The 26,180-nt window shown below is 33.2% G+C and carries 23 protein-coding genes and 1 riboswitch; of the genes, 13 read left to right on the top strand and 10 right to left on the bottom strand.

From position 1 onward, the window contains the following. Positions 1 to 6: 6 nt before the first annotated feature. Positions 7 to 624 carry a recombination mediator RecR gene (gene recR, locus BN863_RS04085; RefSeq protein ID WP_038527802.1) on the bottom strand — a complete coding sequence of 206 codons (618 nt, stop codon included), beginning with the start codon at positions 622 to 624 and terminating at the stop codon, positions 7 to 9. Positions 625 to 706: 82 nt separating this feature from the next. On the opposite strand from recR, the gene BN863_RS04080 reads away from it, so the two are divergent. Then, complete coding sequence (locus tag BN863_RS04080) at positions 707 to 2,149, top strand: sodium:solute symporter (RefSeq protein ID WP_038527800.1); 1,443 nt, start codon at positions 707 to 709, stop codon at positions 2,147 to 2,149. Here the strand turns inward: BN863_RS04080 and BN863_RS04075 are convergent. Beyond that, positions 2,120 to 2,482, bottom strand: a complete 363-nt coding sequence (locus BN863_RS04075) for a CoA-binding protein (protein WP_038527798.1) — start codon at positions 2,480 to 2,482, stop codon at positions 2,120 to 2,122. The two genes, BN863_RS04080 and BN863_RS04075, sit on opposite strands and share 30 nt — an antisense overlap. Positions 2,483 to 3,013: 531 nt before the next feature. Beyond that, positions 3,014 to 4,024: a 3-oxoacyl-ACP synthase III family protein gene (locus tag BN863_RS04070; RefSeq protein WP_038533108.1), complete on the bottom strand. Its 1,011-nt coding sequence runs from the start codon at positions 4,022 to 4,024 to the stop codon at positions 3,014 to 3,016. A 175-nt stretch (positions 4,025 to 4,199) separates the two neighbouring features. Here BN863_RS04070 and BN863_RS04065 point away from each other — a divergent pair, with 175 nt between their 5' ends. The 7 genes from BN863_RS04065 to BN863_RS04035 all read left to right on the top strand — a co-directional run bounded on the left by BN863_RS04065 (position 4,200) and on the right by BN863_RS04035 (position 13,809). Continuing rightward, complete coding sequence (locus BN863_RS04065) at positions 4,200 to 6,629, top strand: alpha/beta hydrolase family protein (protein ID WP_038527796.1); 2,430 nt, start codon at positions 4,200 to 4,202, stop codon at positions 6,627 to 6,629. A gap of 157 nt (positions 6,630 to 6,786) precedes the next feature. Continuing rightward, on the top strand, positions 6,787 to 8,697 hold the full coding sequence (gene htpG, locus BN863_RS04060; protein WP_038527794.1) for a molecular chaperone HtpG: 1,911 nt from the start codon (positions 6,787 to 6,789) through the stop codon (positions 8,695 to 8,697). A gap of 189 nt (positions 8,698 to 8,886) precedes the next feature. Beyond that, the gene (locus BN863_RS04055) at positions 8,887 to 9,255 is read left to right on the top strand and encodes a hypothetical protein (protein ID WP_038527792.1); all 369 of its coding nucleotides are present in this window, start codon (positions 8,887 to 8,889) and stop codon (positions 9,253 to 9,255) included. 90 nt (positions 9,256 to 9,345) lie between these two features. Next, positions 9,346 to 9,741, top strand: coding sequence for a hypothetical protein (locus BN863_RS04050; RefSeq protein WP_038527790.1), 396 nt, complete (start codon positions 9,346 to 9,348; stop codon positions 9,739 to 9,741). 55 nt (positions 9,742 to 9,796) lie between these two features. Further along, positions 9,797 to 12,046 (top strand): FUSC family protein, encoded by a 2,250-nt coding sequence (locus tag BN863_RS04045; protein ID WP_242404068.1) that lies wholly within the window; start codon positions 9,797 to 9,799, stop codon positions 12,044 to 12,046. An 85-nt stretch (positions 12,047 to 12,131) separates the two neighbouring features. Next, positions 12,132 to 13,370, top strand: coding sequence for a DEAD/DEAH box helicase (locus BN863_RS04040; RefSeq protein WP_038533104.1), 1,239 nt, complete (start codon positions 12,132 to 12,134; stop codon positions 13,368 to 13,370). 13 nt (positions 13,371 to 13,383) lie between these two features. Next, entirely contained in the window at positions 13,384 to 13,809 is a 426-nt protein-coding gene (locus BN863_RS04035) for a hypothetical protein (RefSeq protein ID WP_038527788.1), read from the top strand. Between the two features lie 2 nt (positions 13,810 to 13,811). Here BN863_RS04035 and BN863_RS04030 read toward each other — a convergent pair whose 3' ends face one another. Continuing rightward, on the bottom strand, positions 13,812 to 14,477 hold the full coding sequence (locus BN863_RS04030) for a M15 family metallopeptidase (RefSeq protein ID WP_038527787.1): 666 nt from the start codon (positions 14,475 to 14,477) through the stop codon (positions 13,812 to 13,814). A 44-nt stretch (positions 14,478 to 14,521) separates the two neighbouring features. Between BN863_RS04030 and BN863_RS04025 the strand changes: the two genes are divergently transcribed. From BN863_RS04025 to BN863_RS04010, 4 genes are all read left to right on the top strand, one after another. Continuing rightward, positions 14,522 to 14,881: a DoxX family protein gene (locus BN863_RS04025; RefSeq protein ID WP_038527785.1), complete on the top strand. Its 360-nt coding sequence runs from the start codon at positions 14,522 to 14,524 to the stop codon at positions 14,879 to 14,881. Further along, complete coding sequence (locus BN863_RS04020; protein WP_038527783.1) at positions 14,881 to 15,480, top strand: alpha-ketoglutarate-dependent dioxygenase AlkB family protein; 600 nt, start codon at positions 14,881 to 14,883, stop codon at positions 15,478 to 15,480. Before BN863_RS04025 ends, BN863_RS04020 begins: the two co-directional genes overlap by 1 nt. Before the next feature lie 675 nt (positions 15,481 to 16,155). Further along, on the top strand, positions 16,156 to 17,421 hold the full coding sequence (locus BN863_RS04015) for a DUF819 family protein (protein WP_038527781.1): 1,266 nt from the start codon (positions 16,156 to 16,158) through the stop codon (positions 17,419 to 17,421). A 52-nt stretch (positions 17,422 to 17,473) separates the two neighbouring features. Further along, on the top strand, positions 17,474 to 18,163 hold the full coding sequence (locus BN863_RS04010; RefSeq protein ID WP_038527779.1) for a DUF4369 domain-containing protein: 690 nt from the start codon (positions 17,474 to 17,476) through the stop codon (positions 18,161 to 18,163). 84 nt (positions 18,164 to 18,247) lie between these two features. Here BN863_RS04010 and BN863_RS04005 read toward each other — a convergent pair whose 3' ends face one another. Together BN863_RS04005 and BN863_RS04000 are read right to left on the bottom strand one after the other, a co-directional pair. Continuing rightward, positions 18,248 to 18,955 carry an LrgB family protein gene (locus tag BN863_RS04005; RefSeq protein ID WP_038527777.1) on the bottom strand — a complete coding sequence of 236 codons (708 nt, stop codon included), beginning with the start codon at positions 18,953 to 18,955 and terminating at the stop codon, positions 18,248 to 18,250. Positions 18,956 to 18,959: 4 nt separating this feature from the next. Next, a complete protein-coding gene (locus tag BN863_RS04000; RefSeq protein WP_038527775.1) occupies positions 18,960 to 19,322 on the bottom strand; it encodes a CidA/LrgA family protein in 363 nt (120 codons plus the stop codon). Positions 19,323 to 19,649: 327 nt separating this feature from the next. Here BN863_RS04000 and BN863_RS03995 point away from each other — a divergent pair, with 327 nt between their 5' ends. Continuing rightward, positions 19,650 to 20,027 carry a PH domain-containing protein gene (locus tag BN863_RS03995; RefSeq protein WP_038527774.1) on the top strand — a complete coding sequence of 126 codons (378 nt, stop codon included), beginning with the start codon at positions 19,650 to 19,652 and terminating at the stop codon, positions 20,025 to 20,027. Positions 20,028 to 20,117: 90 nt separating this feature from the next. On the opposite strand, the gene BN863_RS03990 is transcribed toward BN863_RS03995, so the two are convergent. From BN863_RS03990 to BN863_RS03975, 4 genes are all read right to left on the bottom strand, one after another. Beyond that, positions 20,118 to 21,248, bottom strand: a complete 1,131-nt coding sequence (locus tag BN863_RS03990) for a hypothetical protein (RefSeq protein WP_051774481.1) — start codon at positions 21,246 to 21,248, stop codon at positions 20,118 to 20,120. Positions 21,249 to 21,266: 18 nt separating this feature from the next. Then, positions 21,267 to 22,403 carry a YncE family protein gene (locus BN863_RS03985; protein ID WP_038527772.1) on the bottom strand — a complete coding sequence of 379 codons (1,137 nt, stop codon included), beginning with the start codon at positions 22,401 to 22,403 and terminating at the stop codon, positions 21,267 to 21,269. A 17-nt stretch (positions 22,404 to 22,420) separates the two neighbouring features. Then, entirely contained in the window at positions 22,421 to 24,430 is a 2,010-nt protein-coding gene (locus BN863_RS03980) for a TonB-dependent receptor plug domain-containing protein (protein WP_051774479.1), read from the bottom strand. 109 nt (positions 24,431 to 24,539) lie between these two features. Continuing rightward, positions 24,540 to 24,729, bottom strand: a riboswitch (cobalamin riboswitch). A gap of 390 nt (positions 24,730 to 25,119) precedes the next feature. Next, on the bottom strand, positions 25,120 to 26,160 hold the full coding sequence (locus tag BN863_RS03975) for a WD40/YVTN/BNR-like repeat-containing protein (RefSeq protein WP_038527770.1): 1,041 nt from the start codon (positions 26,158 to 26,160) through the stop codon (positions 25,120 to 25,122). Positions 26,161 to 26,180 lie beyond the last annotated feature (20 nt).

Raw genomic sequence — 26,180 nt, 5'->3', positions numbered from 1 at the left:
CTTGATTTAAGATTTTAGTGAACCTTCAAAAGGAATTCGGTTCAGGATACTTCGCCCTAGCGTAACCTCATCGGCATATTCTAATTCGTCGCCAACAGAAATACCACGGGCAATAGTAGATGTAACAACGTCTAAATCTTGAATTTGTTTAAAAATATAGAAGTTAGTCGTATCGCCCTCCATTGTAGGACTTAATGCAAAGATTAGTTCTTTTACCCGTCCTTCTTTTATTTTATTGACTAAAGGAGTAATATTTAAATCGTGAGGACCAATGCCATCCATAGGAGAAATTTTCCCACCTAACACATGATACAAGCCTTTAAAAGAACTCGTATTTTCTATAGCCATAACATCCCGAATATCTTCTACCACACAAATTATGTCTTCTTGTCTTCGTGGATTAGAACATATTTCGCATAACACGTTATCGCTAATGTTATTGCATGATTTACAAAACTTAATCTCGGTTCGCATATTTAGTAATGCCTGTGCCAATTGTACAGTTTGAGATTCTGGCTGTCTTAATAAATGCAAAACCAATCGTAATGCAGTACGTTTTCCTACACCCGGTAATTGAGACATCTCGTTAACTGCCTTTTCAAGTAATTTTGAAGAAAATTCCATAAGGGTCAAATTTACAATTTTAGTTTTAAGATTTGTTCTAATACCATCGGATATTTGTATTTTGGTCTACGAAAACAATTTTATGAGCGCTAACCAGATTATTTTACTTATCGCCGCCTATTTTGGCGTGCTGATTTTAATTTCTTACCTAACAGGAAAAAAAACCGATAACAACGCTTTTTTTAAAGGCAACAAACAATCGCCTTGGTATGTTGTAGCCTTTGGAATGATTGGCGCTTCGCTGTCTGGTGTAACTTTTATATCGGTACCTGGTTGGATAGAAGCCTCTCAGTTTAGCTATATGCAAGTGGTTTTTGGTTACATAGTGGGTTATTTAGTTATTGGTACCGTACTTTTACCTTTATATTACAAACTCAATTTAACTTCAATTTACACCTATTTAGAAGAGCGATTTGGTAATTACTCGTATAAAACCGGAGCATCTTTCTTTTTAATTTCTCGTATAGTCGGCGCCAGTTTCAGACTCTTCTTAGTAGCTAATGTGTTACAAATTATTTTGTTCGACGATTTAGGAATTCAATTTTGGCAAACCGTTACCATTACAGTTTTACTAATTTGGTTATACACGTTTAAATCGGGTATTAAAACTATTGTTTGGACAGATACTTTACAGACACTTTTTATGTTAATTGCTGTTGGAGTTGCAATTTACTCTGTAAGCCAAGACCTTAATCTTGATGGTAAATCGGCCTTAAGTTTTGTATTAGATAGCGACTTATCTAAAATGTTCTTTTTTGATGATATTAAAACAGCCAACTACTTTTGGAAACAATTTATTTCCGGCGCTTTTATAGCTATTGTTATGACGGGGTTAGATCAAGATATGATGCAAAAAAACCTAACCTGTAAAACACTTAAAGACGCTCAGAAAAACATGTTCTGGTTTACCATAGTATTAACCATTACCAACTTTGTATTTTTAAGTTTAGGACTTCTGCTTACAGTTTATGCACAGCAAAATGGAATAGATGCCCATAAAGATGACTTATTTCCAATATTAGCAAAAAACCATTTAGGAACTGGTGTATTTGTATTCTTCTTACTAGGTTTAATTGCCGCAGCTTATAGTAGCGCAGACAGTGCCCTAACATCTTTAACCACTTCGTTTAGTATAGATATTTTAGATATTGAAAAAAAATACGATAAGCCAAAACAAATTGCTATTAGAAAACGTATTCACGTCTTAATCTCTATTCTATTAATACTTGTAATTGTTACATTTAAATATGTAATTAAAGACGAAAGTGTTATTGCAAAACTATTTGTATTTGCAGGTTATACCTACGGGCCTTTGTTAGGGTTATATAGTTTTGGTTTATTCACAACATGGCAAGTAAAAGATAAATTCGTTCCCGTTGTTGCTATATTATCACCAATATTATCTTATATAATAAGTGTAAATAGTTTAAAGTGGTTCGGATTTGAATTCGGATTTTTTATCTTAATTCTAAATGGTTTATTAACCTTTTTAGGATTAGTACTGATTCGTAGACAGCAGAACTAACGTACAAGCTTCATCAAAATCGATTCCATTTTCTTTTAAAAGCTTATAAAACTCAGGGTTTTCTGTGCCTGGGTTAAAGACAACACGTTTAGGTTGCAAACCAATGATATAATCGTAATACTGTGCTTGACGTTTTGGATTAAGATATAAAGTCACCGTATCGATATCTTGATATTGCACCAAATCAGTATCAATAGATACTCCTGAAACTGTTCCTTTTTTTAATCCGAAGGCAACAGTTTCTTGATTTGCACCAACCAATCGTTTTATTGCCATATTAGAATATCTAGACGGATTTAATGACGCTCCAATAACTAGTGTTTTCTTATTCATAATTTTTTATTTGATTTGATTTTATTCAAAAATAGCATACCATCATCCTAAGAACATCAAAAATAAATTCATGTAATTCATTGGGACGAGTTGCTTACCATTAATAAGATATGAAACAAAAATAAAACTAACTCTTAATTTCTATTGTTCTAATTACTAATAAAAATGACTCGATTAAGAATTAACACGTTTAAATTTACTAAAAATAAAAATGTCTTAAATCCCCTTACATCTTAAAGTTATTCCCAATAAAGAATGAATTCAAGACTAAATTCACTTTAAAATTCCAAATATTGTGTTAATTCTGTTAAATTTTTCAAAAACACTAGAAATCAAAGCAATAGATGCCTTTATTTTGCGTTATATAAAAATAGAACAAGCATAACGAATTGTTTTTTTACTTTTGAATTAGTCTTCTTATCAAAATCATTATTCGTAAACCATGTTAGTTTTTAGATTTGATTTTTAGCAAAACATTAAAAAAGCCGAAACTTTCGTTTCGGCTTTTTCTATATCTAAACTTATTCGTCTTTACCACTTTATTATAGCACTTCCCCAAGTAAAACCACTTCCAAAAGCAGCTAACACAACGGTATCTCCTTCTTTAATTTTTCCTTGTTCCCAAGCTTCAGTTAAAGCAATAGGTATTGAAGCAGCTGTAGTGTTACCATACTTCATAATATTATTAAACACCTGATCGTCGGTTAATTTAAATTTCTTCTGAATAAATTGAGAAATTCTTAAATTGGCTTGATGCGGGATCAACATATCTATAGCATCTGGACCTAATTTATTCGTACTTAAACCTTCCATAATAACTTCACTAAAACGCACTACTGCATTTTTAAAGACAAACTGCCCGTTCATATGCGGATAGTAACTTTCATCGTTAGGGTCGTTATCTTTTAAAATATCATTAACCCAACGTGTTCCCATTCCTGGAGCTGTTAAAGCTAACTCTTCTGCATGCTCACCTTCGGAATGTAAATGTGTAGATAAAATTCCTTTTGAGTTATCTTCTGTTCGGCTTAAAATAGCAGCACCTGCTCCATCACCAAAAATAACAGAAACACCTCTTCCTCTAGTAGTTAAATCTAACCCTTTAGAATGAATTTCACTTCCAATTACCAACACGTTTTTATACATGCCTGTTTTAATAAACTGATCGGCTACAGAAAGTCCGTAAATAAAACCAGAACATTGGTTTCTTATATCTATTGCTCCTACAGTTTTTATGTCTAATGCTTTTTGAACTTGAACTCCTGGTCCAGGAAAATAAAAATCTGGACTTAGTGTTGCAAACACAATTAAATCAATATCGTCTTTATCAATACCAGCACGCTCAATCGCCACTTTCGCAGCTTTAACTCCCATTACAGATGTTGTGTCTTCCGACCCGGGTTTAACCCACCTACGTTCTTTAATACCTGTACGCTCTTGAATCCAAGCATCATTAGTGTCCATTAATTTAGACAAATCGTCGTTGGTTACTACATTGTCTGGAACGTAATATCCAAGACCAGTTATTTTAGAATTATACATATTCATAATTTTATAGCCTGCAATTTAATCAATTTATATGTAATTAAATCTAAACACTTTTTTTATCTCTATGCTTGCATAATAACTGTAGGCACTGCACCTACACCTATTCACTTAATTTTATTTATTATCTTCATCAGCTTAATTACATTTATAAACACACATTAAATTGCCCATGAAACATTTTTTTACTCTTTTCCTGCTCTGTTTTGCATTAACAGGTTATACTCAAGAAAACTTAACATACCAAAAACCACATAAGAATATTTTAGAGTTAGCCGAAGCGCCGCTTGCTCCAAGTATTCGAATGGATAATAAAGGTGAACATATTGTACTATTATACCGAAGTAGCTACAAAACGATTGAAGAACTTTCTGAAACCGAATTGCGTCTAGGAGGTTTACGTATTAACCCTGTTACCAATATTGGCAGTCGTACACGTTATTATACAAATATAAAATTAAGCACTAAAAAAGACGGTACTCCAAAACCTGTAACAGGTTTAACACCAGATGGTCGATATGCTAACTTTTCTTGGTCTCCTAACCAAGACTATATGACCTTTACTAAAACACTTAGTACCGGAGTAGAATTATGGTTACTAGACATAAAAAACAGTACTGCTAAAAAAATAAGTGAAGCTAACCTGAATGCCAACATGGGAAATCCGGTTACTTGGTTTAAAGATAGCGAAGCGGTTTTAGTAAAAAGACTACCAGAAAACAGAGCTGCTTTAATTAACACTAGCGAAGCGGTTCCTACAGGTCCAACTATTTCTGTAAGTGAAGCTGGCGTAAAAGCACAAAACAGAACATATCAAGATTTATTAAAAAATAAAAATGATGAGCATAATTTTGAACAATTAGCGCAATCGGAATTATACAAAATTACATTAGATGGAAAAGCCTCGTTATGGAAGTCTACAAATATGTATCGCGGCATTTCATTTTCACCAGACGGTAACAATGTAATGATTACAACCATTAACAAACCGTTTTCTTATTTGGTGCCTTATTATAGATTTCCTTCAGAATCTGTTGTGTACACCTCTAATGGCGATTTAGTAAAATCTATTTTACAAGTCCCTTTAATAGAAGATTTACCAAAAGGTTTTATGGCAGAGCGTACAGGAAAAAGAGATTTAGACTGGCGTAGCGATAAACCAGCAACTTTATATTGGGCAGAAGCTTTAGATGGTGGAGATCCTGCCAACGAAGTTCCGTTTAGAGATGAAGTGTTTCAACAAGATGCTCCTTTTGATGGCGCAATAACATCTGTGATAAAAACAAAAGACCGTTTTAGAGGTATTACTTGGGGTGACGACCATACCGCAATTGCTTACGATATGTGGTGGAATACTCGTAATACAAGAACCTATGTATTCGACCCTTCTAACGCGAGTAAAGCCCCTAAAGTATTATTTGATCGCAATTACCAAGATCGTTATAGTGATCCAGGAGAATTTGTTTACACTAAAAACGATTTTAATGAATATGTTTTAGATTTACATAACAACACGGCCTATTTAATTGGAGACGGCTATAGTGAGGCTGGAAAATTCCCATTTGTAGACGAATTAAACTTAAACACTACAAAAACAAAACGTTTATACCAATCTAAATTAACAGATAAGGTTGAAAGTATTTCAAGCGCATTAGACGCTAAGTCTGGAGAATACATTGTAAGTATAGAATCTAAAAACGAATATCCAAACTATTACATTCGAAATATTAAAAAACGCAAGGGTTTAACACCTTTAACTCATTTTGAAAATCCGTTTAAAAGTATTCAAGATGTTAAAAAAGAGGTTATTTCTTATAAACGCGCAGACGGTTTAGATTTATCTGGAACCTTATATTTACCAACAGACTACGAAGCTGGTAAAAAATACCCAATGATAATGTGGGCTTATCCACGTGAATATAAAGACAAAAACAGTGCAGCACAAAGTACTTCTAGTTCTAACGAGTTCACGTATCCCTATTATGGTTCTCCTATTTATTGGGTAACTAGAGGTTATGTAGTATTAGACGATGCTGCTTTTCCTATTATTGGTGAAGGGGACGAACAACCTAACGATACCTTTAGAGAGCAGTTAGTTGCTAATGCAAAAGCAGCTATAGATGCTGTAGATAATTTAGGATACATAGATAGAGAGCGTGTAGCTGTTGGTGGGCATAGTTATGGTGCTTTTATGACAGCCAATTTATTAGCACATTCTAATTTATTCGCTGCTGGTATTGCACGTTCTGGAGCATACAACAGAACTTTAACTCCATTTGGGTTCCAAAGTGAAGAACGTAATTACTGGGAAGCTCCAGAAATTTACAACAGTATGTCACCTTTTATGCATGCCGATAAAATGAAAACACCATTATTACTTATTCATGGAGAAGCAGACAACAATTCTGGAACTTACCCTTTACAGAGCGAACGCTATTTTAATGCTTTAAAAGGACTAGGTGCTCCTGTAAGATTAGTAATGTTACCACGTGAAAGCCATGGGTATTCTGCCAAAGAATCTATTTTACATATGCTTTGGGAACAAGACCAATGGTTAGAAGACCATGTAAAAAACAAAGGAAAAACAAAACCTGCAAAATAAGATTCACAAATCACATCTGCTTTTAAATTACAAAAATGCCATTCCAATCGAATGGCATTTTTTCATTTATCAATGCCACTTTGTCATTTTTTAATACTTGGTATTTTTTTTGACTATTAGAAACTCAGAATTAAATCAATTTAAAAACATATATATTATGGCAAAAGGAAGCATTAATGTTTCGGTAGAAAATATCTTTCCATTAATTAAGAAGTTCCTATATAGTGATCACGAAATCTTTTTACGTGAATTAATTAGTAACGGAACCGATGCAACTTTAAAACTTAAGCACCTTACAAGTATTGGTGAAGCTAGTGTAGAGTACGGAAACCCAAAACTTGAAGTGAAAATTGATAAAGAAGGTAAAAAACTTCATATTATCGATCAAGGTTTAGGTATGACCGCAGAAGAAGTGGAAAAATACATTAACCAAGTTGCCTTTTCTGGAGCTGAAGAATTTTTAGATAAATATAAAGATTCTGCCAAAGACTCTGGAATTATCGGACATTTTGGTTTAGGATTTTACTCTGCGTTTATGGTAGCAGATAAAGTAGAAATTATTACAAAATCGTTTAAAGACGAACCTGCTGCACATTGGACTTGCGATGGATCTCCAGAATTTACTTTAGAGGCTTCAGACAAAACAGAAAGAGGAACAGAAATTATTCTTCATATTGCTGAAGATTCTACAGAATTTTTAGAAGAGGCACGTATTAGTAGCTTACTTTCTAAATATAACAAGTTTATGCCAATTCCAATTAAATTTGGAACTAAGGAAATTAACGATCCTGAGCATGAGCCTGCAACCATTACAGATAAGGACGGAAAGGAGACAAAAGAACCTCAACGTAAAATTACTGTAGACAACATTATAAACAACCCTGATCCAGCTTGGACAAAACAACCTGCAGATTTAGAAACTGAAGATTATCAGAATTTCTATCGCGAGTTATACCCAATGCAATTCGAGGAGCCTTTATTCCACATTCACTTAAACGTAGATTATCCGTTTAATCTTACTGGAGTTTTATACTTCCCTAAGATGACTAACGATATGGGATCACAAAAGGATAAAATCCAATTGTACCAAAACCAAGTTTTCGTTACCGATAATGTTGAAGGTATTGTACCTGAATTCTTAACCATGTTAAGAGGTGTTATCGATTCTCCAGACATTCCGCTAAACGTATCTCGTAGTTACTTACAAGCAGACGGTGCTGTTAAGAAAATTTCGTCTTACATTACTAGAAAAGTAGCAGATAAATTAAAATCGTTATTCAACAATAACCGTGAAGATTTTGAAGCAAAATGGAACGATATTAAAATTGTTATTGAATACGGAATGCTTTCTGAAGATAAATTCTTCGACAAAGCAGAAGCGTTCGCTTTATACCCAACTGTAGATAACACTTACTATACTTACGAAGAACTTTTTAATATAATAAAAGCAAACCAAACAGACAAAGATGGTAAGCTAGTTATTTTATATGCTTCAGATAAAGATGCACAACACAGCTATATTGAAGATGCAAAAGCAAAAGGTTACGAAGTATTGCTATTAGACTCTCCTATTATTTCGCATTTAATGCAAAAATTAGAAGGTTCTAAAGAAAACATTACATTCTCTAGAGTTGATGCAGACCATATTAATAACTTAATTAAGAAAGAAGACACTCAGATTTCTAAATTAAGCGACGATGAGAAAAAGAAACTTGAAGAGGTTCTAAAAGCAGCTATTCCTGCAGATAAATTTACTGTTCAATTAGAAACTTCTGACAGCGATGCCTCTCCGTTTATTATTACACAACCAGAATTTATGCGTCGTATGAAAGAGATGCAACAAACTGGTGGTGGCGGAATGAACATGTTTGGTAATATGCCAGAAATGTACAATTTAGTTGTAAATACAAACGCGCCATTAGTATCTGAAATTTTAAATACAGAAGCTGAAGACGACCAAAAACGTTTAATTACGCAAAGTTTAGATTTAGCACGTTTATCTCAAGGATTATTAAAAGGAGAAGAACTAACTAAGTTTATAAAACGTAGTTATAGTATGATTAAGTAAATCATCTAAACATTATATTTACAGAAAATGCTACAGTTTTAATACGCTGTAGCATTTTTTATTGTCTTTAATTTAAATACTTTTTTTTAAATAATTATTTATCTCAGAGTAGTTAAATAATGGTTAGAAATAGTTTTGAGTAAATTAATTATCTTAAATTTGAGCCTTAAATAAATCAACCTTTTTGAAATGAAAAAAACGTTATCTCTCGTAATTCTTGGCCTTGCAATATTAACCGCTGCCTATATGGCCTTTATTTATTACGTGCCTTATAGTACTGGAACGCGTGCTGGTGAACTTATTAAAGTAAGTCAGAAGGGAAAAATATTTAAAACTTGGGAAGGCGAAATAAGTCAAGGTATTAGTGGTGCTCAAATTTTTTCGTTTTCTGTAATGGATGATGACCAGGAGGTTATAGAACAGCTAAATGAATTACAAGGTCAGTATGTAAAACTTGAATATATAGAACGCTATAAAACTTTCTTTATTTGGGGAGACAGCAATCATTTTGTTACCAAAGTTACACCAGAAAAATCACCACATATCGACAAAAGATAATTGATTAAAAACAATCTAAAACTGAATTAAAATTCTTTAGGCTATCCGTCTTATTTTTCATAACTTTAAAACAATCAGTAGTTTAAAATTATGAAAACAATAATACAGAAATTAAAATTCCATAAGCACAACGAAATCCTTGTGCTGAATGAACCTGATGAATTTTCTTCACTCGTTACACGATTAGATTGTCATGTTATTAGCTCCTTAATAAAAACATCTAGTGTGTCTTGTGCGCTATTATTTATTACCTCAAAAAAAGAGTTAATAAACCAAATGCTTACACTATCGCCTAAGCTTACAGACGATTCTGTGCTTTGGATTGCATTCCCAAAAAAAACTTCTAAAGCCTACATTGTAGAATTATATAATGATAAAGCTTGGGATGAAATTATGGATTACCGCTTACAACCAATTCGCCAAATTGAATTGAATGATGAGTGGAATGCACTTCGATTTCGTAAAATAGAATATATAAAACACTAACTTAAATTTTACCTGATTAAGACTTTTAGATTATCTTTACCATGGACAACTGCTCATGATAAAAGACAATTTAAAATCTATAGAATTATTCTTTAAAGGCTCTCACTTTTACCGTGGAATCATATTAACGACTTCCATATTAATTCCTTTAATTCTTTTCTACGCTATAGATTTATTTATCTACGCACCTTCTATTGCTATAGGTGTATTTTTAAATGCTCCGAGTGATGTTCCTGGAAGTTTAAGGCGTAAAATTAATGGTACACTTTTAAGTATCATCATTACAGCATTAACCACATGTGTTATCCTTTTTGCTAAGCCCTATTTATACGTACTCGTATTTCTAATTCCAATTTTAACCTTTCTCATTTCTTTAATATCTGCTTACGGATTTCGGGGTTCTTTAATTGCATTCTCAGGCTTATTGGCTATGGTAATTGCCTTAGGGATTACTAAAGAGACTCCAACACAAATATTTACACATACTATATTAATAGCCTGTGGTGGACTTTGGTATTTACTTTACACCTTATTTGTAAATCGGATTATCCCAAAAAAAGATGAAGACCAAGTGCTCTCTAAAACCTTACTTTTAACAGGGAAATATCTTAAAATTAGAGCAAAATTAATTACTAAAAAAAATAACCGAACAGAGTTACAAAAAGAACTCTTCTTACTCCAAAGTCAGATTACCGAAAACCATGAAACGTTAAGAGAAATGTTACTTACAGAACGTAAGCGTTCTGGACGTTCTCATTTTGATGAAAAACGACTATTGATTTTTATTTCTTTAGTCGATATTTTTGAACTGGCTTTAGCAAACAACCTCGATTACACCAAAATTGACAGTCATTTTAGTGAACGTAAACAACATTTAAAACCTTTTAAAAATTTAAATGTAGTAATGGGAAATCATTTAATTATGCTTTCCGAGTCTATTATAAAAGGGAATAAAATTCCAACCAAAGACAAACTGCTTAAAGCCTTAAAAAAAGCATCTAAAGGTATTAAACATTATGTAGACGACGTCCAATTGCCAAAAGCAAGAGAAGGTGCAATGATGCTTCATAATTTATACGATTATCAAGAAAAACTGTTATACGAAATCCGTTCTATAAGACGTGTTATGGCGAATGTTAAAAGTGCCTCAAGTTTAAAATTACAGGACACCGAAGCCGTTCAGTTTATTACACATCAGGAATATTCTACGTCTATTTTCTTTGAAAATATCAGTTTTAAATCTCCTATTTTTCGTCATTCATTACGATTAATGATTTCTATGCTAGTCGCGTTTATATTCGGTGAAGTCTTCGAAATTAGAAATGCGTATTGGATTATGCTTACCGTAATCGTAATTATGCGCCCAAATTACGGATTGACTAAAGAGCGTACAAAAAACAGAATTTTAGGTACTTTAATTGGAGCAGCATTCGCTATTGCAATTATTATGCTAACCACAAACACTATTGTTTATGCTGTGCTTGCCGCATTATCTTTAACGTTTGCCTTTTCATTAATTCAGCAAAACTATAGAGTTGGTGCTACCTTTATTACCACCTACATTATATTCGTTTATGCATTATTAGACCCTAATGCAATGACGGTAATAAAGTTTAGAGTTTTTGATACCATTATTGGTGCAACCATATCACTTTGTGCTACCTATTTTTTATGGCCGAATTGGGAATATAAAAATTTAAACGATGTCATGCAATCTGTTATTAAAAATAGTACCATTTACTTATTAGCCACACAAAATTTATTTCATAGTAAAAACACAGATACTATAGAGTATAAAGTTCCAAGAAAGGAAGCATTTTTGGCGGTTGGAAATTTAAATGCGGCATTTCAGCGCATGACTCAAGATCCAAAATCGAAACAAATAGAACTGGATTTAATTTATAAAATCGTAACGTTAAACCATACGTTTTTAGCTGCAATTGCATCCTTAGGAAGTTTTATTCAGCATCATAAAACAACAGAAGATTCTGAGCAATTTGATATTTTCATCAATTTCATTAAAAATAATTTAGACTATACGTATGCTTTACTTCACAAGGACGAGTTAGTTTCATTAAATAATGAATCGGATATATCTGTAGCTGAAGACAAGCTCCTTCTTAACTTTGAAAAGCTTTCTAAAAAAAGAAACAAGGAAATCGAAAAAGGTATAACTGTTATCGACAAAGGCTTGCTTAACGATTTACAAGAAGCGCATTTAATATACAATCAGTTACTTTGGCTAAAAGGGCTTTCGGAAAACTTAAAGAAATCGACTCAAAAATACGTTAAGACGTTTAATTAAACCCCGGTTTACAGGCTAAACACACAAAGTCACGGTTTCTCTAAGCTTTTACACTATCTTTGCAATACTATTACTTATTTATATGATGTCGTTTAAAGACTTACACCTTAACAGACCACTTTTACGCGCTATTGCGGAATCTGGATATAACGAACCTACTTTGGTTCAAGAACAAACCATTCCCTTTGTATTAGAAGGCAAAGATGTTATTGCTTCTGCACAAACCGGTACAGGAAAAACTGCGGCTTTTGCATTACCTATACTTCAATTATTGTTCGATAATCAGGACGCTCCAAAACGCGGAAAAAAGATTAAAGCTTTAATTGTAAGTCCTACACGCGAATTAGCAATTCAGATTGAAGAGAACTTTAAAAATTACAGCAAGTATACAAATCTTACAAGCACAGTGGTTTTTGGAGGCGCTTCTATAGAACCTCAGATAGACGTATTAAAAAAAGGAATCGATATTCTTATCGCTACTCCTGGGCGTTTATTAGATTTACATAAACAAGATGTTGTTAATTTAGATTTTATTGAAACTCTAGTTTTAGATGAAGCCGATTTAATGTTAGACATGGGCTTTATAGACGATGTTAAAAAAATTGAACGTCTGTGTTCTAAAGAAAAACAAATTTTATTGTTCTCTGCAACCATGCCTTTTAAAGTAGAGCAGTTAGCAAATACCATATTAAAATCGCCAGAACGAGTAGAAGTATCTCCAACTTCTTCGGCTGCAAAAAGTGTTTCTCAATTATTATTTTATGTTCCTAAACCTAAGAAAATAGAATTGTGTTTACATCTATTACGAAATACGATTAAAGGAAACATGCTTATTTTTAGACGCACAAAATTTGGTGTAGATAAATTAGAACAAACCTTAATAAAAAATGGTTATAAAGTTGAAAGCTTTCATGGCGATAAAACGCAAAACGATAGACAAGATGCCTTAACTCGATTTAAAAACGGAGATGCAAATATTTTAATTGCAACAGATGTTGCTGCGCGTGGTATTGATATAGACAACTTAGACGCCGTTATTAATTTCGATATTCCCAATATACCCGAAACGTATGTACACCGTATAGGACGTACAGGACGTGCCGGTAATTCTGGTATGTCGTATTCATTTTGTTCGGCAGACGAAAAATTATATATTAAAACCATTCAACAGTTAATTCAAAAAGAAATTGCTATTGAAAGCGAGCATCCTTATCCACTAGACCCTAAAGCAAAACCTGAGGTTCATAAAAAACAAGGAGGTAGCAAACATAAAAAAGGTAGAAAGTCTGAAGCTTCTAAAAAGAAAAAGAAACGTTGGTATTAATCCATAATCAAGTATGAAAAAACTACTTGTAATTTTTATTCTTATTTCTCAATATGCCCTAGTAGCGCAAACAAAAATCGCTGTAGGCGACTACAAATACGAAGCAAAACTTACAGATGGTAACGCCTTAACGCATGAGGTTACGTTACACCCGAACGGAACATATGCATATACCTATTATAGATTTATTGAAGCAGGTATCCCACAAAAAGAACACAAATCGGATGGTGGGACTTGGAAGATTACAAATAAACTCATTTCGTTTACATCCAATAATAAAAATCAATCTAAAGAAGAAACAATCGATTTAAGTCATTCTAAAGCGCGATTAGATTATAAATCTCCACGTAATACATCTTCAGAAAACAGTCCAACTACAATTCAATTTCATGAATCTGATATCCCTTGGATAAAAAGTTATACACTAACTAAAGCGTAGTTTTATTCCACCGGAAAATTAAAATACTGATTTTTAAAAGGCTCATTTCGTAAGGTAAAATGCCACCATTCTTTGCTATAACTTCTAAAGCCATGCTTTTGCATAACTCTTTGCAATAACATTCTATTGGCTTTTTGCTCCTGACTTAACTTAGTATACGCCACCCAAGATGGCTCTCCAAAAAAGTCGAATGGAGACCCCATATCTAAAGTTTCACCAGTATCTGCGTTTACAATGGTTAAATCGACTGTACTCCCGCTACTATGTCTAGATTTAGAAGATATATATCCATCTCTAAACAAATAGCGTTTATTCACATCTGGATAAAAATGAGGTTTCATTAACGTGTCGTTTACATGTTTCGCCCAATCTATAAAATGATTTACCGCTTCTTGAGGTCTATACGAATCGTATATTTTAAGAGATAAATTTTGAGTTGCTAACTCCTGCTGAACAGCATGTAAAGCATTGGCTGTTTCTTTAGTTACAATACACACAGCCTCATGATATCCATAAATAGGTGTACCAACAAAATTATAATCTGTACAATACCGCATTTCTAAAGCTATTGTAGGAGATATATCGGTTAGATACACAAACCCTTTTGGTAACTGCGAAAACGCATATGTACTAATAAGAAAACAGAAAAAGGCAAATTTAAATTTCATAGCATCGACATTAAAGGCTAATTTAGAAAAAATTAATTTTACTTATGTTGTATCCTTGGCATTTATATTTCATGGCTTTTCTTTACATCGTCGCTGGCATTTTACATTTTGTTAATCCAAAGACGTATTTACGGATTATGCCAGATTACCTTCCTAATCATAAATTATTAGTGGCTTTAAGTGGTATTTTTGAAATTGCATTAGGAATTTCAATTTGTATTCCTGCTTTAAAATCGGTTGCTATTTATGGCTTAATAGCCATGTTAGCTGTATTTTTATTAGTCCATGTTTATATGCTTAAAGATGAAAAAACTGGCTCTGGACTTCCAAAATGGATATTAATATCTCGCATTCCACTTCAGTTTGTATTAATGTATTGGGCCTACTCTTATATAAATTTATAATGACATTATTTAAATCTGACCCCATAGTATTGAATATGAAAGATGCAGAAGTGATTTATTATCCTTCATTTTTCGCACGTTCTGAAGCCAACGCCTATTTCAATGTACTATTAGAGACTATAGCCTGGCAGCTAGACGACATCACGATTTTCGGAAAAACAGTACCTCAACCTCGGCTTACCGCATTATATGCAAACAATTCAAAGTCATATTCGTATTCAGGAATACACATGCAACCGCATCCGTTTACAAAGTCATTAGAAGCTATTAAAGCTAAGGTTGAACTTGAATTACAACATCGTTTTACTACATACTTATGTAATTTATATCGCGACGGACAAGATAGTAATGGTTGGCATACCGATAACGAGAAAGCATTGGGACAACGTCCTTTAATTGCATCGATATCTTTTGGAGCTGAACGTATATTTCATTTTAAACATAAAGAAGATTCTAATTTAAAACAGAAATTAATACTAAATCATGGAAGTTTATTAATTATGAAAGGTGGCACACAAGACTACTGGTTACACCAACTGCCTAAAACAAAAAAGAAGATAGGAAAACGAATTAATCTAACCTTTAGAACAGTATATTAAAAATAAATAAACCGAGGTCCCTCAACCTCGGTTTATTATTTTTTGCATTTTTATAATGAAGTAAGATTTGGGAATCCGGTATCAACTACATGATGCAAAATTTAATTAATTAATCCATTAACTAAAAAATATTTAGTAATACTCAAATATAAAATTAAGATTGATAAAAGCAGGGAAAAAGACGTTTAATTTATAAACATTTAAACAATTTTAACATAATCAAAGAAAATTCTTGTAAAAACGACAAAAAAACAGATATACACGACAAAATGTAAAAGGCTCTCCCTTTTATATAACTATAGCTACAATAATTTTATTGGAATCTTACTAAAAAAGGAAATAATTGAATAGTTATTAACCGTTTTCATTACAATAACAGCTATAAAAAAACACTTAATTACAGCTAACTTACAACCTTAACGAGTAAACTATGTAGTGATTTATTTTAAATTTTCAATATAATAGAGCACAAAAAAAGCATCCTCTAGGGATGCTTTTTCACTAACTAACCAACCAATATGAAAAAATTATTACTCGAAATATTAAAGTAACCACACTCTAATATCGGTCATCATAATAATTGAAAACTAAAATGCAATCATCATGCCAAACTTTAAACAAAACCACTTTTTTTTAAGGCCTTAAATTGCTATTTTGCGACTTTAACAAAATTTTATGGAAAACACGCCCCTATTCACTAACGACGCTATTGTTTTTGGTATTCTAATGATTTCACTTGCATTTGTATTTTATACAGAATCTAAAAAAACTAAATTCTGGACTACATTTTATAAATACATTCCTGGCTTATTAATGTGCTACTTGATTCCCGCTATTTTTAATTCTTTAGGAATCATTTCTGCAGACACCTCTCAAACTTATTTTATAGCCAGTCGCTACCTATTACCTGCGGCTTTAGTATTAATGACTATTAGTATAGATTTAAAAGCCGTTTTTAACTTAGGATGGAAAGCCTTAGTAATGTTCTTTACAGGAACCATTGGTATTGTAATTGGAGGACCTATCGCTATTTTAATAATTTCTACTTTTTCACCCGAAACTGTTGGTGGCGCTGGATTCGATGCCGTATGGCGCGGACTGTCTACTCTAGCTGGAAGTTGGATTGGTGGAGGTGCTAACCAAGCCGCGATGTTAGAAATCTACGAATATAATCAGGAATTGTATGGAGGAATGGTACTTGTAGACATTGTAGTAGCCAACATCTGGATGGCCATCATTTTATTAGGAATAGGAAAACGTAAGAAGATTGATAATTGGCTTAAAGCAGACAATTCAGCTATCGAAGAATTACAAGCAAAAGTTCAAAGTTTTAGCGATAAAATTACAAGAATTCCTACGTTAACAGATTATATGATGATTCTTGGATTTGCCTTTGTTGCTGTTGGCATAGCACATTATGGTTCAGAGATTATTTCAACTTACTTAACAACGAATTTCACAGCAGTTAGCGACCCTAAAAGTCCGTTATCATCGTTTGGAAGTAGTTTCTTTTGGTTAATTACTATTGCCACAGTAATTGGTATTTTATTATCCTTTACAAAAGCAAAAACGTATGAAGGCGCTGGGGCCAGTAAAATTGGAAGTATTTTTATTTACATTTTAGTTGCTACTATTGGTATGAAAATGGACCTGACTAAAATATTTGAAAACCCAGGTCTAATATTAATCGGTATTGTTTGGATGACTATTCATGCCATATTATTAATTATTGTAGCTAAGCTTATAAAGGCACCCTATTTTTTCTTAGCTGTAGGAAGTCAAGCCAATGTTGGTGGTGCTGCCTCTGCCCCTGTTGTAGCCGCAGCATTTCATCCCTCTTTAGCCACTGTAGGTGCGCTTCTAGCCGTGTTTGGTTATGTTGTTGGAACCTATGGTGCAATTCTTTGTACCGAGCTTATGAAAATCGTTGCAACCAACTAGTATTTATTAAATAATTATGAGATATTTGCGCTCCAAAAATTCAATTATACAAATGAAAAATTTATCTATTTTACTCCTTTTATTAATCGTTATATCTTGTGGTAAAGACCAAGGAAATTTAACTGTAAACGCTCATGTTAAAGGCTTGAAAAAAGGAACGGTGTATCTTCAAAAAATAGATGACTCCCTATTAGTGACTTTAGATTCCTTAAGAATTAACGGTAATGAAACTTTTGAATTACATGGAGAGGTAGATACTCCAGAAATTTTTTATTTAGTATTAAATAAACACGATAAATCTTACGAGCGTATTCCGTTCTTTGCCGAGGCTGGACGTATTAACATTAACACTACGCTTAAAAACTTTGTAACAGATGCTAAAATATCTGGCTCGAAAAACCAAGCGCTTTTAGATGAATATAATGTTATGAATGTTAAAATGAGTAACGCACGTTTAGATTTAATTCAAGCAAAATTCGAGGCTATTCAAGCAAAGGACTCTATTAAAATAGATAGTATTATTAAACTGGATGAAGGTTTAATTAAACGTAAGTATTTATTCACTGTTAATTATGCTATTAATCATAAAGATTCTGAAATTGCGCCTTACCTAGCATTATCAGAAATTTACGATGCTAATGTAAAATGGTTAGACACCATTAATTCCTCTTTAACTCCAGAAATTAAATCGTCTAAATACGGTACGCAATTACAACGTTATTTAGAAGACATCAAAAAATAAATAGTTTATCATTTACCTATAAAAAAGCTCCATAAATTTAATTATGGAGCTTTTTTTATATAGAATAATCTGGCCAAAATTCACTTAAAAGTCTATCCAAATCCCTAGAAAAGCGATAATATATGGCGCTAAAAATGCTGTAAAAACACCGTTCACAATTAACCCTATACTTGATAATGCACCAAAATTCCCACTAATTTCCATGGATTTTGATGCGCCTAAAACGTGAGCTGCTGTTCCCATAGAAATCCCTTGAGAGATTGTGCTTTTTATTCGTGAAATCTTCATTATTTCATACCCAAAAATAGAACCTAAGATTCCAAATAGTACCACTACAGAAGCGGTAAGGGGTGGTATTCCACCTAAAGTTTTAGAGACTTCCATTGCGATAGGTGTTGTCACTGATTTAGGAGCGATAGAAAAAATAATTTCTTTAGGAGCTCCCATCGCTTTAGCAATTAAAACAACCGATACCACACCTGCAATACAGCCTACTAATTGAGATACGATTATAGGAATGGCTTGTTTTTTTATTTTACCCAACTGCTGATACAATGGCACACCCAATGCCACAATCGCTGGTTTTAGTAAAAACTCTATCATACGGCTACCTTCTGCATAAGATTCAAAATCTATTTTAAAAATAACCAATACTGCAATTATTAAAATAATAGCAACTAAAACCGGATTAAGAAAAATTATTTTTGTCTTTCTCTGAATATTTTGAGCTAGAAAATATGCAACAAATGTTAAGGTAAGAATAAAAATCTCTGAATTTAAAATAGCATTCATAAGTCTAACTGTTTTTATTCTTTTTAAATGTATTCTTATGTCTCATAAATAATTGATGAGTCCAACCCGTACAGGCAAAAACAATTATAGTTCCTAAAGTAGAGGCTACAATAATAGGCCAAAACGAAGCTTGAATGAGATCTAAATACAACATAATAGCCACACCTGGAGGCACAAAAAAGAATGCCATATTCTTGGTTAAAAAATCACTTAATCCTTTTACCCAATCTAATTTTATCCATCCCAATTCTAATGAAACGGTTAACAACAACATACCTATAATACTCGATGGCATTTTAATTCCAGTGAGATAAACGAATACTTCACCAAAAAGTAAGCATCCCATAATTATTACAACTTGTCTCATATATTATAGTCTTTAAAATCGTATTTAAAACCAACTAAATAGTCGCGTATTTATTAATTTTTCTGAAAACAAAAATAATCATTAACAGTCTAAAAACGCCTTGAAACCCATTTGATTTGTTGTTTTAAAAGGTTTTATGCCAATTAAAAAGTTCTTTTCAAAGAATTGATGGAATTCTAAAAACCAAACACAATCTAGTAAAATGATTTAAGATATTTATAATTGTAAAAAAGTTACATTTTAATTCATTTCAAAATATCTTTGTAATACAGTTATAGACTAAAATCGTTTTTCTAAAACGATGCACTCAAACTTTAAACTTATTATATGGGAATATTTAATAAAATTCTAGGTAATGCTTCTGAAATATCTGCAGAACATTTAAACGAAAAATACGGCAGATTACTTATAGATGGTGAACATGTAGAATTAGGATTTAAGCTTTTGCGTGATACTTTTATGTTTACCAACAAACGCTTAATTTTAATAGATGTACAAGGTTTTACAGGAAGTAAACAAGAATACAGATCGATGCCTTATAAAAGTATTTCGAGATTTTCTTTAGAAACTGCTGGCACATTCGATTTAGATGCCGAATTAAAAATCTGGATATCTAGCGAAAACTTACCTTCTGTAAGCAAAAAATTTAACAAGAGTATAAATGTCTACGAAGTTCAGAAGTATCTAGCTCAAAAAGTGATGTAATGCTTTAGTAGATATATTTAATAGTAAATAAAAAAACGCTTCAGAACGTAAATTCTGAAGCGTTTTCTACTATAATAATTGAGTAAAGTGTTATTCTGTTAAGCTTAAATCTGCTACGCCTTTTACTTCGGTAGATAATTCACCTAACCATCCCATGTTAGCTTGAATACCTGTTTGGATTTTAATAAAATCGATTCCAGATAAAGAAACTGCTTCGCCGTCTGCATTAATAGCATCTGCAATATCTATAGCATCACCACCTCCAGTATTATCGGCATAACCATATTCGAATGGTGCGCTTGTGATGAATGATGTATTACTCATATCAATATTTTCACTCGATAAAAGTGTTCCTGTTAACGTGTAAGAATCTTCAGTAATCCATTCTGGATAATACGCTTGTTGGTGAAATGCATTTTTAGCCACTACACCTGTTGCGCCTTCGCTATCTTCCCATGCAATGTCATCGGCTTCTGAAGCTGGCTTAAAATAAGTTAAACTGTAGTTTCGAATTGTGCCTTCTAAATCGTGAGCACTTCCTTTAATTTCATACCATGTATCATCGGCAATTCCGTTTGCATTTTCATCTTGCATGACCCATATAACTCCGGGTTCGGCAAAAGAAGGTAACGGATTTCCGTATACAACAAAATCATTGTCGTCTGTAGCATTTAAAACGGTATGGTCGAATGCTAAAGTTATAGAACCACCCCAAGCGCCTAAAGAGACAAAACCACTTTTAGTATTTAAGATGCCTTCTGCACTTTCTAAATTCCCTAAGTTTTTGTTTAGGTATTGTCCTGGTGCTGGTAAATATTCAATTAATTCTGTAACATAAGGTGTGCTGTTTGCAGTAACTGGACGTATAAAAGCATCTACCGTAATATTATAGTTAAAAGTAAACTCGCCACTAATATTATATGCTCGGTAAGATAACTCATATTCTCCCGATGTTTCTGGAGTAAAATTGTAAGTATCTGTCGTTGATACCAAACTGTCTCCAAGAGTCCATTCGGTAGTGTAGATATCTTCATTTAAATTTGAAGCTTCAAAAGTTTTCGAATCTTTCATGGTCATTGACACGGCTTGATCGACTACAGAAAGTTCTATTTCCGGAGCTAAAATAGGGTCTTCGTCATCGCTAGAACATGCAAAAAATAAGGCACTGCATCCAAATAATAATGCGACTTTGTTTTGTTTTAAAACATTTAATCTTTTCATTTTTCTTTTTTATTATAATTATTCTGGTTGATATACAAATTGAATTTTTGATGGAATGTCTCCCATTTCTACTTTCCATTTAAACTCGCCATCCGAATCGAAACAGTACAAATCGCCTGGTGAAAAATAATCTTTGGCATCTGTAATATAAATGTCTTCATTCTCTGGATTTATGGCTATTCCGTATGGTGTCTGTATAAGATCTTCGTTACCTTCTGCTATAAAAGATGCATCTAAAACAGTTTCTGTTTTGGTATCTAACATATTATAAGAAATAACAAAGCTTCCTGTAAAGTAGCTGAACTCGGTACTGTAGATATATGCTATATCATTATGAATTGTAAAATTACTTACAGCCAAATCGAACGTTTTCTTGACTTCGTCTGTTTTAGTATCTACAACAAAAAAATTGGATGGCGTTTCAAAATAATCCCCTCTTGAAGACACATATAAATCGCCTTCACTATCTATTTTTAAACGATGTAAATTCTTAGCCACTTCAATACGTTTCGTTTCTGTAAAGCTTGGAATATCGATTACAGAAATGGTCGATTCGTATTCTGGTGGACTATAGCCTCCGGAATTTGCTACATAAATTTTATTATCGTAGGCCACCAATTCTTCTGGCTGTCGCCCAACATCTACTTTACGTGTTATGGCTAAACTTGTGGTATCAATTTCGTTAACTTGTCCTAACGGAGCATTTGGATCACCTATGGTTCCTAAGTAAGTGCTTAAATAGGCTTTACCTTCGTAAAACGTGATGTATCGGCAATTATCTACATTAATCTGTTTTAATCTAACACCTGTTTTTACATCTAAAACCTCAACTTTATTCGACGCATTAACTACGATATACATTTTAGAACCATAAATTCCTATATCGTTTGCCACATCTCCTAATCCTCCAACTTCTGTTGGATTATTAGCTCTAAAACGTTCATGCTTATACTCTCCTGTTTCAAAATCCATGTAATCTAAAGACGCTTTGTTCATAGACATGTTCCCTTCGTTTATAACATAAAAGCCTTTTAAAACGTTGTTTACATCAGGCACTTCGGGTGTTTGAGAGTTGTCTTCTTCGAACATATCATCGTCATTCCGACAGGAAAACACAGATATAATAAGAACAAAAAATAGTAGGTACTTTTTCATAGTTTAAAATTTAATTTTTAAAGTTTATAATTAAGTGTGAAGCGATACGAACGCCCAGGCATTGGGAAATTCTTAACCACATCATATTGTTGATCAAAGACATTATTTACCTCGACACCTAGTTTCATAGGATTATGGAAACATTCAAATGTATAATTCGCAGATAAATCATGAGTGTACCAAGGTTGTAAGTAATTAGATTTTATATTCGCAGTTTGGCTATAGCGCTCGCCTGTATAAATAAAACTATAGTTCAGTTGAAATGCTCTGTAAGCCCCCATTAAAGTTGCACTACCACTATGTAACGGCAAATACGGAATCTGATCGCCGTAGGTGTTGCTTCCCGGAGTAGCATCTACCGCTTCTTGATACGCATAATTTACCATACCCGTAACATCTACATCCTGATAGAATTTTACTGTCGATTTTAATCCAACTTCCACACCTGTTGTTTCCACTCGACCGAGGTTTAGCATAGTCCATCGAAATAAATTAGCTCCTGGAACAGCTACAATTTTATCGGTTACCCAAACCTTATAGACATCGGCTTGGACTTCAAAAAACGAATTTTGTTTTGTATGTTGATACGATAAGCCGAAATCGATTTGCTCGGAATATTCTGGACTTAAAAACGTGTTCCCTACAAATGTGTAATACAAATCATTAAAGGTTGGCATCCTGAAAATATTTTTATAAAATGCACGTAATCTGAATTCTGAATTCTGAAAAGGTTGCACATTAACAAGCACTGAAGGTGTGAATTTTTGAAGATCATCGGCCGAATCGTAAGCTTCAACGGTTTCATTTACAGTTGTGCTTAATACACTTAGCTGAACATTGAAACGTTTAAAATGAAAGTTACTAGCTAGTGCATTTAACATAGAAAACCGTTTAGGATATGCAAAACGATAGAGGTTTGCATCGAGGGTGCTTTCTTCAAAATCTGATGCGAGCGACACTTCCCAAAACGGCTTCAGTTTAACCGTATTTATAATAGAAGTATAATATTTTTTCTGATGATACCTGTTGTCTAATACACCTTCTAGAGATACAATTTCGGGATTGACATAACGTGTGTGATCATCTGCATATTTACCTCTAACAACAAAGAAGTAAGAATCGTTAACCTGATGTTTAAACTCGCCTTGAATAAAATTACTTTGATCCCACAAACGCTGCGACCTATTGAATCGATTGGCTACAATGGCACCTGGCAAGCCACGTTCAGAATCGAAATGATAGTATTTTACATGCCAACTCGTTTTATCAGACGGATTTCCATATAGCGTCGTTTCTACACGATACGAAGTTATATCTGCATTTTGTCTAACCGCTGTCGTATCGTAACTCCCATTACTGTATCTAAATTTATATTCGCCATCTGCAGACACCATTTCGGCACTTACTCGAGCAGCAATTTTATCGGATAATTTATAATCGAAAGCAAACGAAGGATTAACCAATCCGAAAGAACCTGTTTTGAACGTCACATCTGCTTCGTACTTTTTTTCAGGACTAAAATCTGGAGTTTTAGATTTTAAATAAATACTATTTGCAGACGCATAAGCATTTGCCGATTGGTCTAAATCTGTACGTTGCCCTTGGTACAAGCTTACTTGTTCCATGTTGCTTAAAGAATATTTACCCAAATCGACTTGACCATTTTGAGCATTTCCAAGACGGACGCCGTCGTAAAACACGCCAGTATGTTGCGATCCCATACTACGAATATTTACGGTTTTAATACCACCAACACCGCCATAATCTTTAAGTTGTACACCACTAAAAAACCGAATGGCATCGGCAACATTTAAGCTGTTTAATCGGGTTAAAGTTTCTCCATCTAAAGTTTGTACTGGTGCAGGAGATTCATGTTTTTTATGCTGTGTAATATTATATTTTAACACAACTTCTTTCAGCGAAGTTGCAGCAACACTATCTTGTTCTTGTGCAAAAACAGATACCGAACTTAAACACGTGATACACGTAATTAAAATAAAATTATATAACGATTTTGAAAACCTCACCTCAATTAATTTATTGCAGTCGAGGGTAGACTAACCACATTAAAACATGGCTACTCCTAAAGAGAAGAATGATAAGATTCTAATCCCAGCTTTTATCCCCGAAAGCTATTTGAATTAATAAAAAATGGCAGGTCTTCTGACTTACTCCTTTCACCTGGCCTTCCCCTTCTATTGAAAAGTGACCATAAATTAGGTTTCCGTTATGAGCTTACAGCTGCGGGACAGTTTCGGATTCACACCGAATTCTCTTTTAATGTTAGTGTTAAAAAAACACAACAACCATTTCCCTTTATACTTTTAAAAGCGCAAATTTAGTTAAATAATTAAAACTTAACGCATCTATATTTGTGCTTCATATTATTAAAATTATTCCTAAACTAACTTTCTATCATTTATTTTTTAATGAAAGATTTCCTTTAAAAGCAGAGCAAAATTAAGTTGAATCCATATAATAAAAGATGACTAAAATCATATCTCATTATAAAAACCTATCTTAAATTCTTTTCACCTATTTATTAGCCTTTACAGATGGAAAAGTGGATATGTTTTACACTAAAATTACGAAGATTGAATCTGGTATGCATACCATTGCAGGAGTTGTATTTATAATAACAGGTGTATATTATGTTTCTATTTGTATAAGTAGTATATAAATTTGTAGCGCAGAAAACACTAATTAAAAGTTTGAATTATTCTGTAAAAACGAGCTTCGAAATTCGCCCTTTTCCTGCAGCATAGGCAATAGAATCATTTAAAAAACGAATAGTGTAGAAAGATTCCTCACTAATTTGTTTCCAAGATTCTCCATGGTCATTCGACATTGAAATACCATTAAAACCAACTGCAACTAAACTTTCAGCATTACGATTCGGCATATATTGCACGCAACTCTTGTAACCTGGCTCTTCACCGTCTGCAACCAGCAGCCATGTTTTTCCACCATCGACAGTTTTCATTTTATTGTTGGTATTTACATCGGGTTTGGTGTAATCTCCACCAATAGCAAAGCCATTTAATTCATCGTAAAAATCGATAGAATAAACACCTTGAGTTGCTTCTGTGTTCTGCATTGGCGTTTCAATTGTAATCCAAGTTTCACCTTTATTTTCAGAATAATAAATAGTTCCGCTAGTAGTTGCAATCCATGCTTTATCTTCTAACACTTTAATATTGGTGTTACTCGCAGCAAACGCGCCTTCACCTTCGATGGCTTTAGGTAAGTTCTCGCAAGGTAACTTCGCCCAGGTTTCGCCGCCGTCTCGAGTAATAATTATAGACAAACAACCATTAACACTATCGCCTACCGCAATACCTTCTTTATCGTTCCAAAACGTCATAGCGTCGTAAAACACCTCTTCGCCTTCTTCTTTATAAACGCGTTTCATGCTTCCATCGTCTCCTGTTTTATATAATAATGCAGGACTTTCAATACTCAACATAAAAAAATCGGTAGATGTATGTGCAACGGCTCTAAAATGTAACGGCACAGAATCGTGAAGTTGCTTTGATGTTGCCACTTGCTCCTTTTTTGGAAAATATAATCCGTAAGTTCCTTTATCTGCAGCAAAAGCTAGGGTGCCATCGCCCATAAGTTCAATGGCACGTATGCTTAAAGAGTCATTATAAACATCCTGAATTTCAACAGATTTGTAAATTTTTGAAGGTTTTTGAACATCTTGTTTACAAGAACTGATTAAAACAAAAAGTAAAAGGCTCGCTATTAGTCGCATTTATTAAAATTTTGGCTAAA

This window comes from Formosa agariphila KMM 3901 (genome assembly GCF_000723205.1).
In the GTDB taxonomy this organism is placed as follows: domain Bacteria; phylum Bacteroidota; class Bacteroidia; order Flavobacteriales; family Flavobacteriaceae; genus Formosa; species Formosa agariphila.
Note: the sequence above shows the minus strand (reverse complement) of the source record. Positions and strands in the feature narration are given on the sequence as shown.

Coding starts and splice junctions, on each gene's coding strand:
- BN863_RS03990 (WP_051774481.1), bottom strand. CDS start 21,248: ATGAAAAGATTAAATGTTTTAAAACAAAACAAAGTCGCATTATTATTT.
- BN863_RS04045 (WP_242404068.1), top strand. CDS start 9,797: ATGATAAAAGACAATTTAAAATCTATAGAATTATTCTTTAAAGGCTCT.
- BN863_RS03975 (WP_038527770.1), bottom strand. CDS start 26,160: ATGCGACTAATAGCGAGCCTTTTACTTTTTGTTTTAATCAGTTCTTGT.
- BN863_RS04025 (WP_038527785.1), top strand. CDS start 14,522: ATGTTGTATCCTTGGCATTTATATTTCATGGCTTTTCTTTACATCGTC.
- BN863_RS04040 (WP_038533104.1), top strand. CDS start 12,132: ATGTCGTTTAAAGACTTACACCTTAACAGACCACTTTTACGCGCTATT.
- BN863_RS04075 (WP_038527798.1), bottom strand. CDS start 2,482: ATGAATAAGAAAACACTAGTTATTGGAGCGTCATTAAATCCGTCTAGA.
- htpG (WP_038527794.1), top strand. CDS start 6,787: ATGGCAAAAGGAAGCATTAATGTTTCGGTAGAAAATATCTTTCCATTA.
- BN863_RS04070 (WP_038533108.1), bottom strand. CDS start 4,024: ATGTATAATTCTAAAATAACTGGTCTTGGATATTACGTTCCAGACAAT.
- BN863_RS04000 (WP_038527775.1), bottom strand. CDS start 19,322: ATGAGACAAGTTGTAATAATTATGGGATGCTTACTTTTTGGTGAAGTA.
- BN863_RS04080 (WP_038527800.1), top strand. CDS start 707: ATGAGCGCTAACCAGATTATTTTACTTATCGCCGCCTATTTTGGCGTG.
- BN863_RS04050 (WP_038527790.1), top strand. CDS start 9,346: ATGAAAACAATAATACAGAAATTAAAATTCCATAAGCACAACGAAATC.
- BN863_RS04010 (WP_038527779.1), top strand. CDS start 17,474: ATGAAAAATTTATCTATTTTACTCCTTTTATTAATCGTTATATCTTGT.
- BN863_RS03995 (WP_038527774.1), top strand. CDS start 19,650: ATGGGAATATTTAATAAAATTCTAGGTAATGCTTCTGAAATATCTGCA.
- BN863_RS04020 (WP_038527783.1), top strand. CDS start 14,881: ATGACATTATTTAAATCTGACCCCATAGTATTGAATATGAAAGATGCA.
- recR (WP_038527802.1), bottom strand. CDS start 624: ATGGAATTTTCTTCAAAATTACTTGAAAAGGCAGTTAACGAGATGTCT.
- BN863_RS04065 (WP_038527796.1), top strand. CDS start 4,200: ATGAAACATTTTTTTACTCTTTTCCTGCTCTGTTTTGCATTAACAGGT.
- BN863_RS04035 (WP_038527788.1), top strand. CDS start 13,384: ATGAAAAAACTACTTGTAATTTTTATTCTTATTTCTCAATATGCCCTA.
- BN863_RS04055 (WP_038527792.1), top strand. CDS start 8,887: ATGAAAAAAACGTTATCTCTCGTAATTCTTGGCCTTGCAATATTAACC.
- BN863_RS04015 (WP_038527781.1), top strand. CDS start 16,156: ATGGAAAACACGCCCCTATTCACTAACGACGCTATTGTTTTTGGTATT.
- BN863_RS04005 (WP_038527777.1), bottom strand. CDS start 18,955: ATGAATGCTATTTTAAATTCAGAGATTTTTATTCTTACCTTAACATTT.
- BN863_RS03985 (WP_038527772.1), bottom strand. CDS start 22,403: ATGAAAAAGTACCTACTATTTTTTGTTCTTATTATATCTGTGTTTTCC.
- BN863_RS04030 (WP_038527787.1), bottom strand. CDS start 14,477: ATGAAATTTAAATTTGCCTTTTTCTGTTTTCTTATTAGTACATATGCG.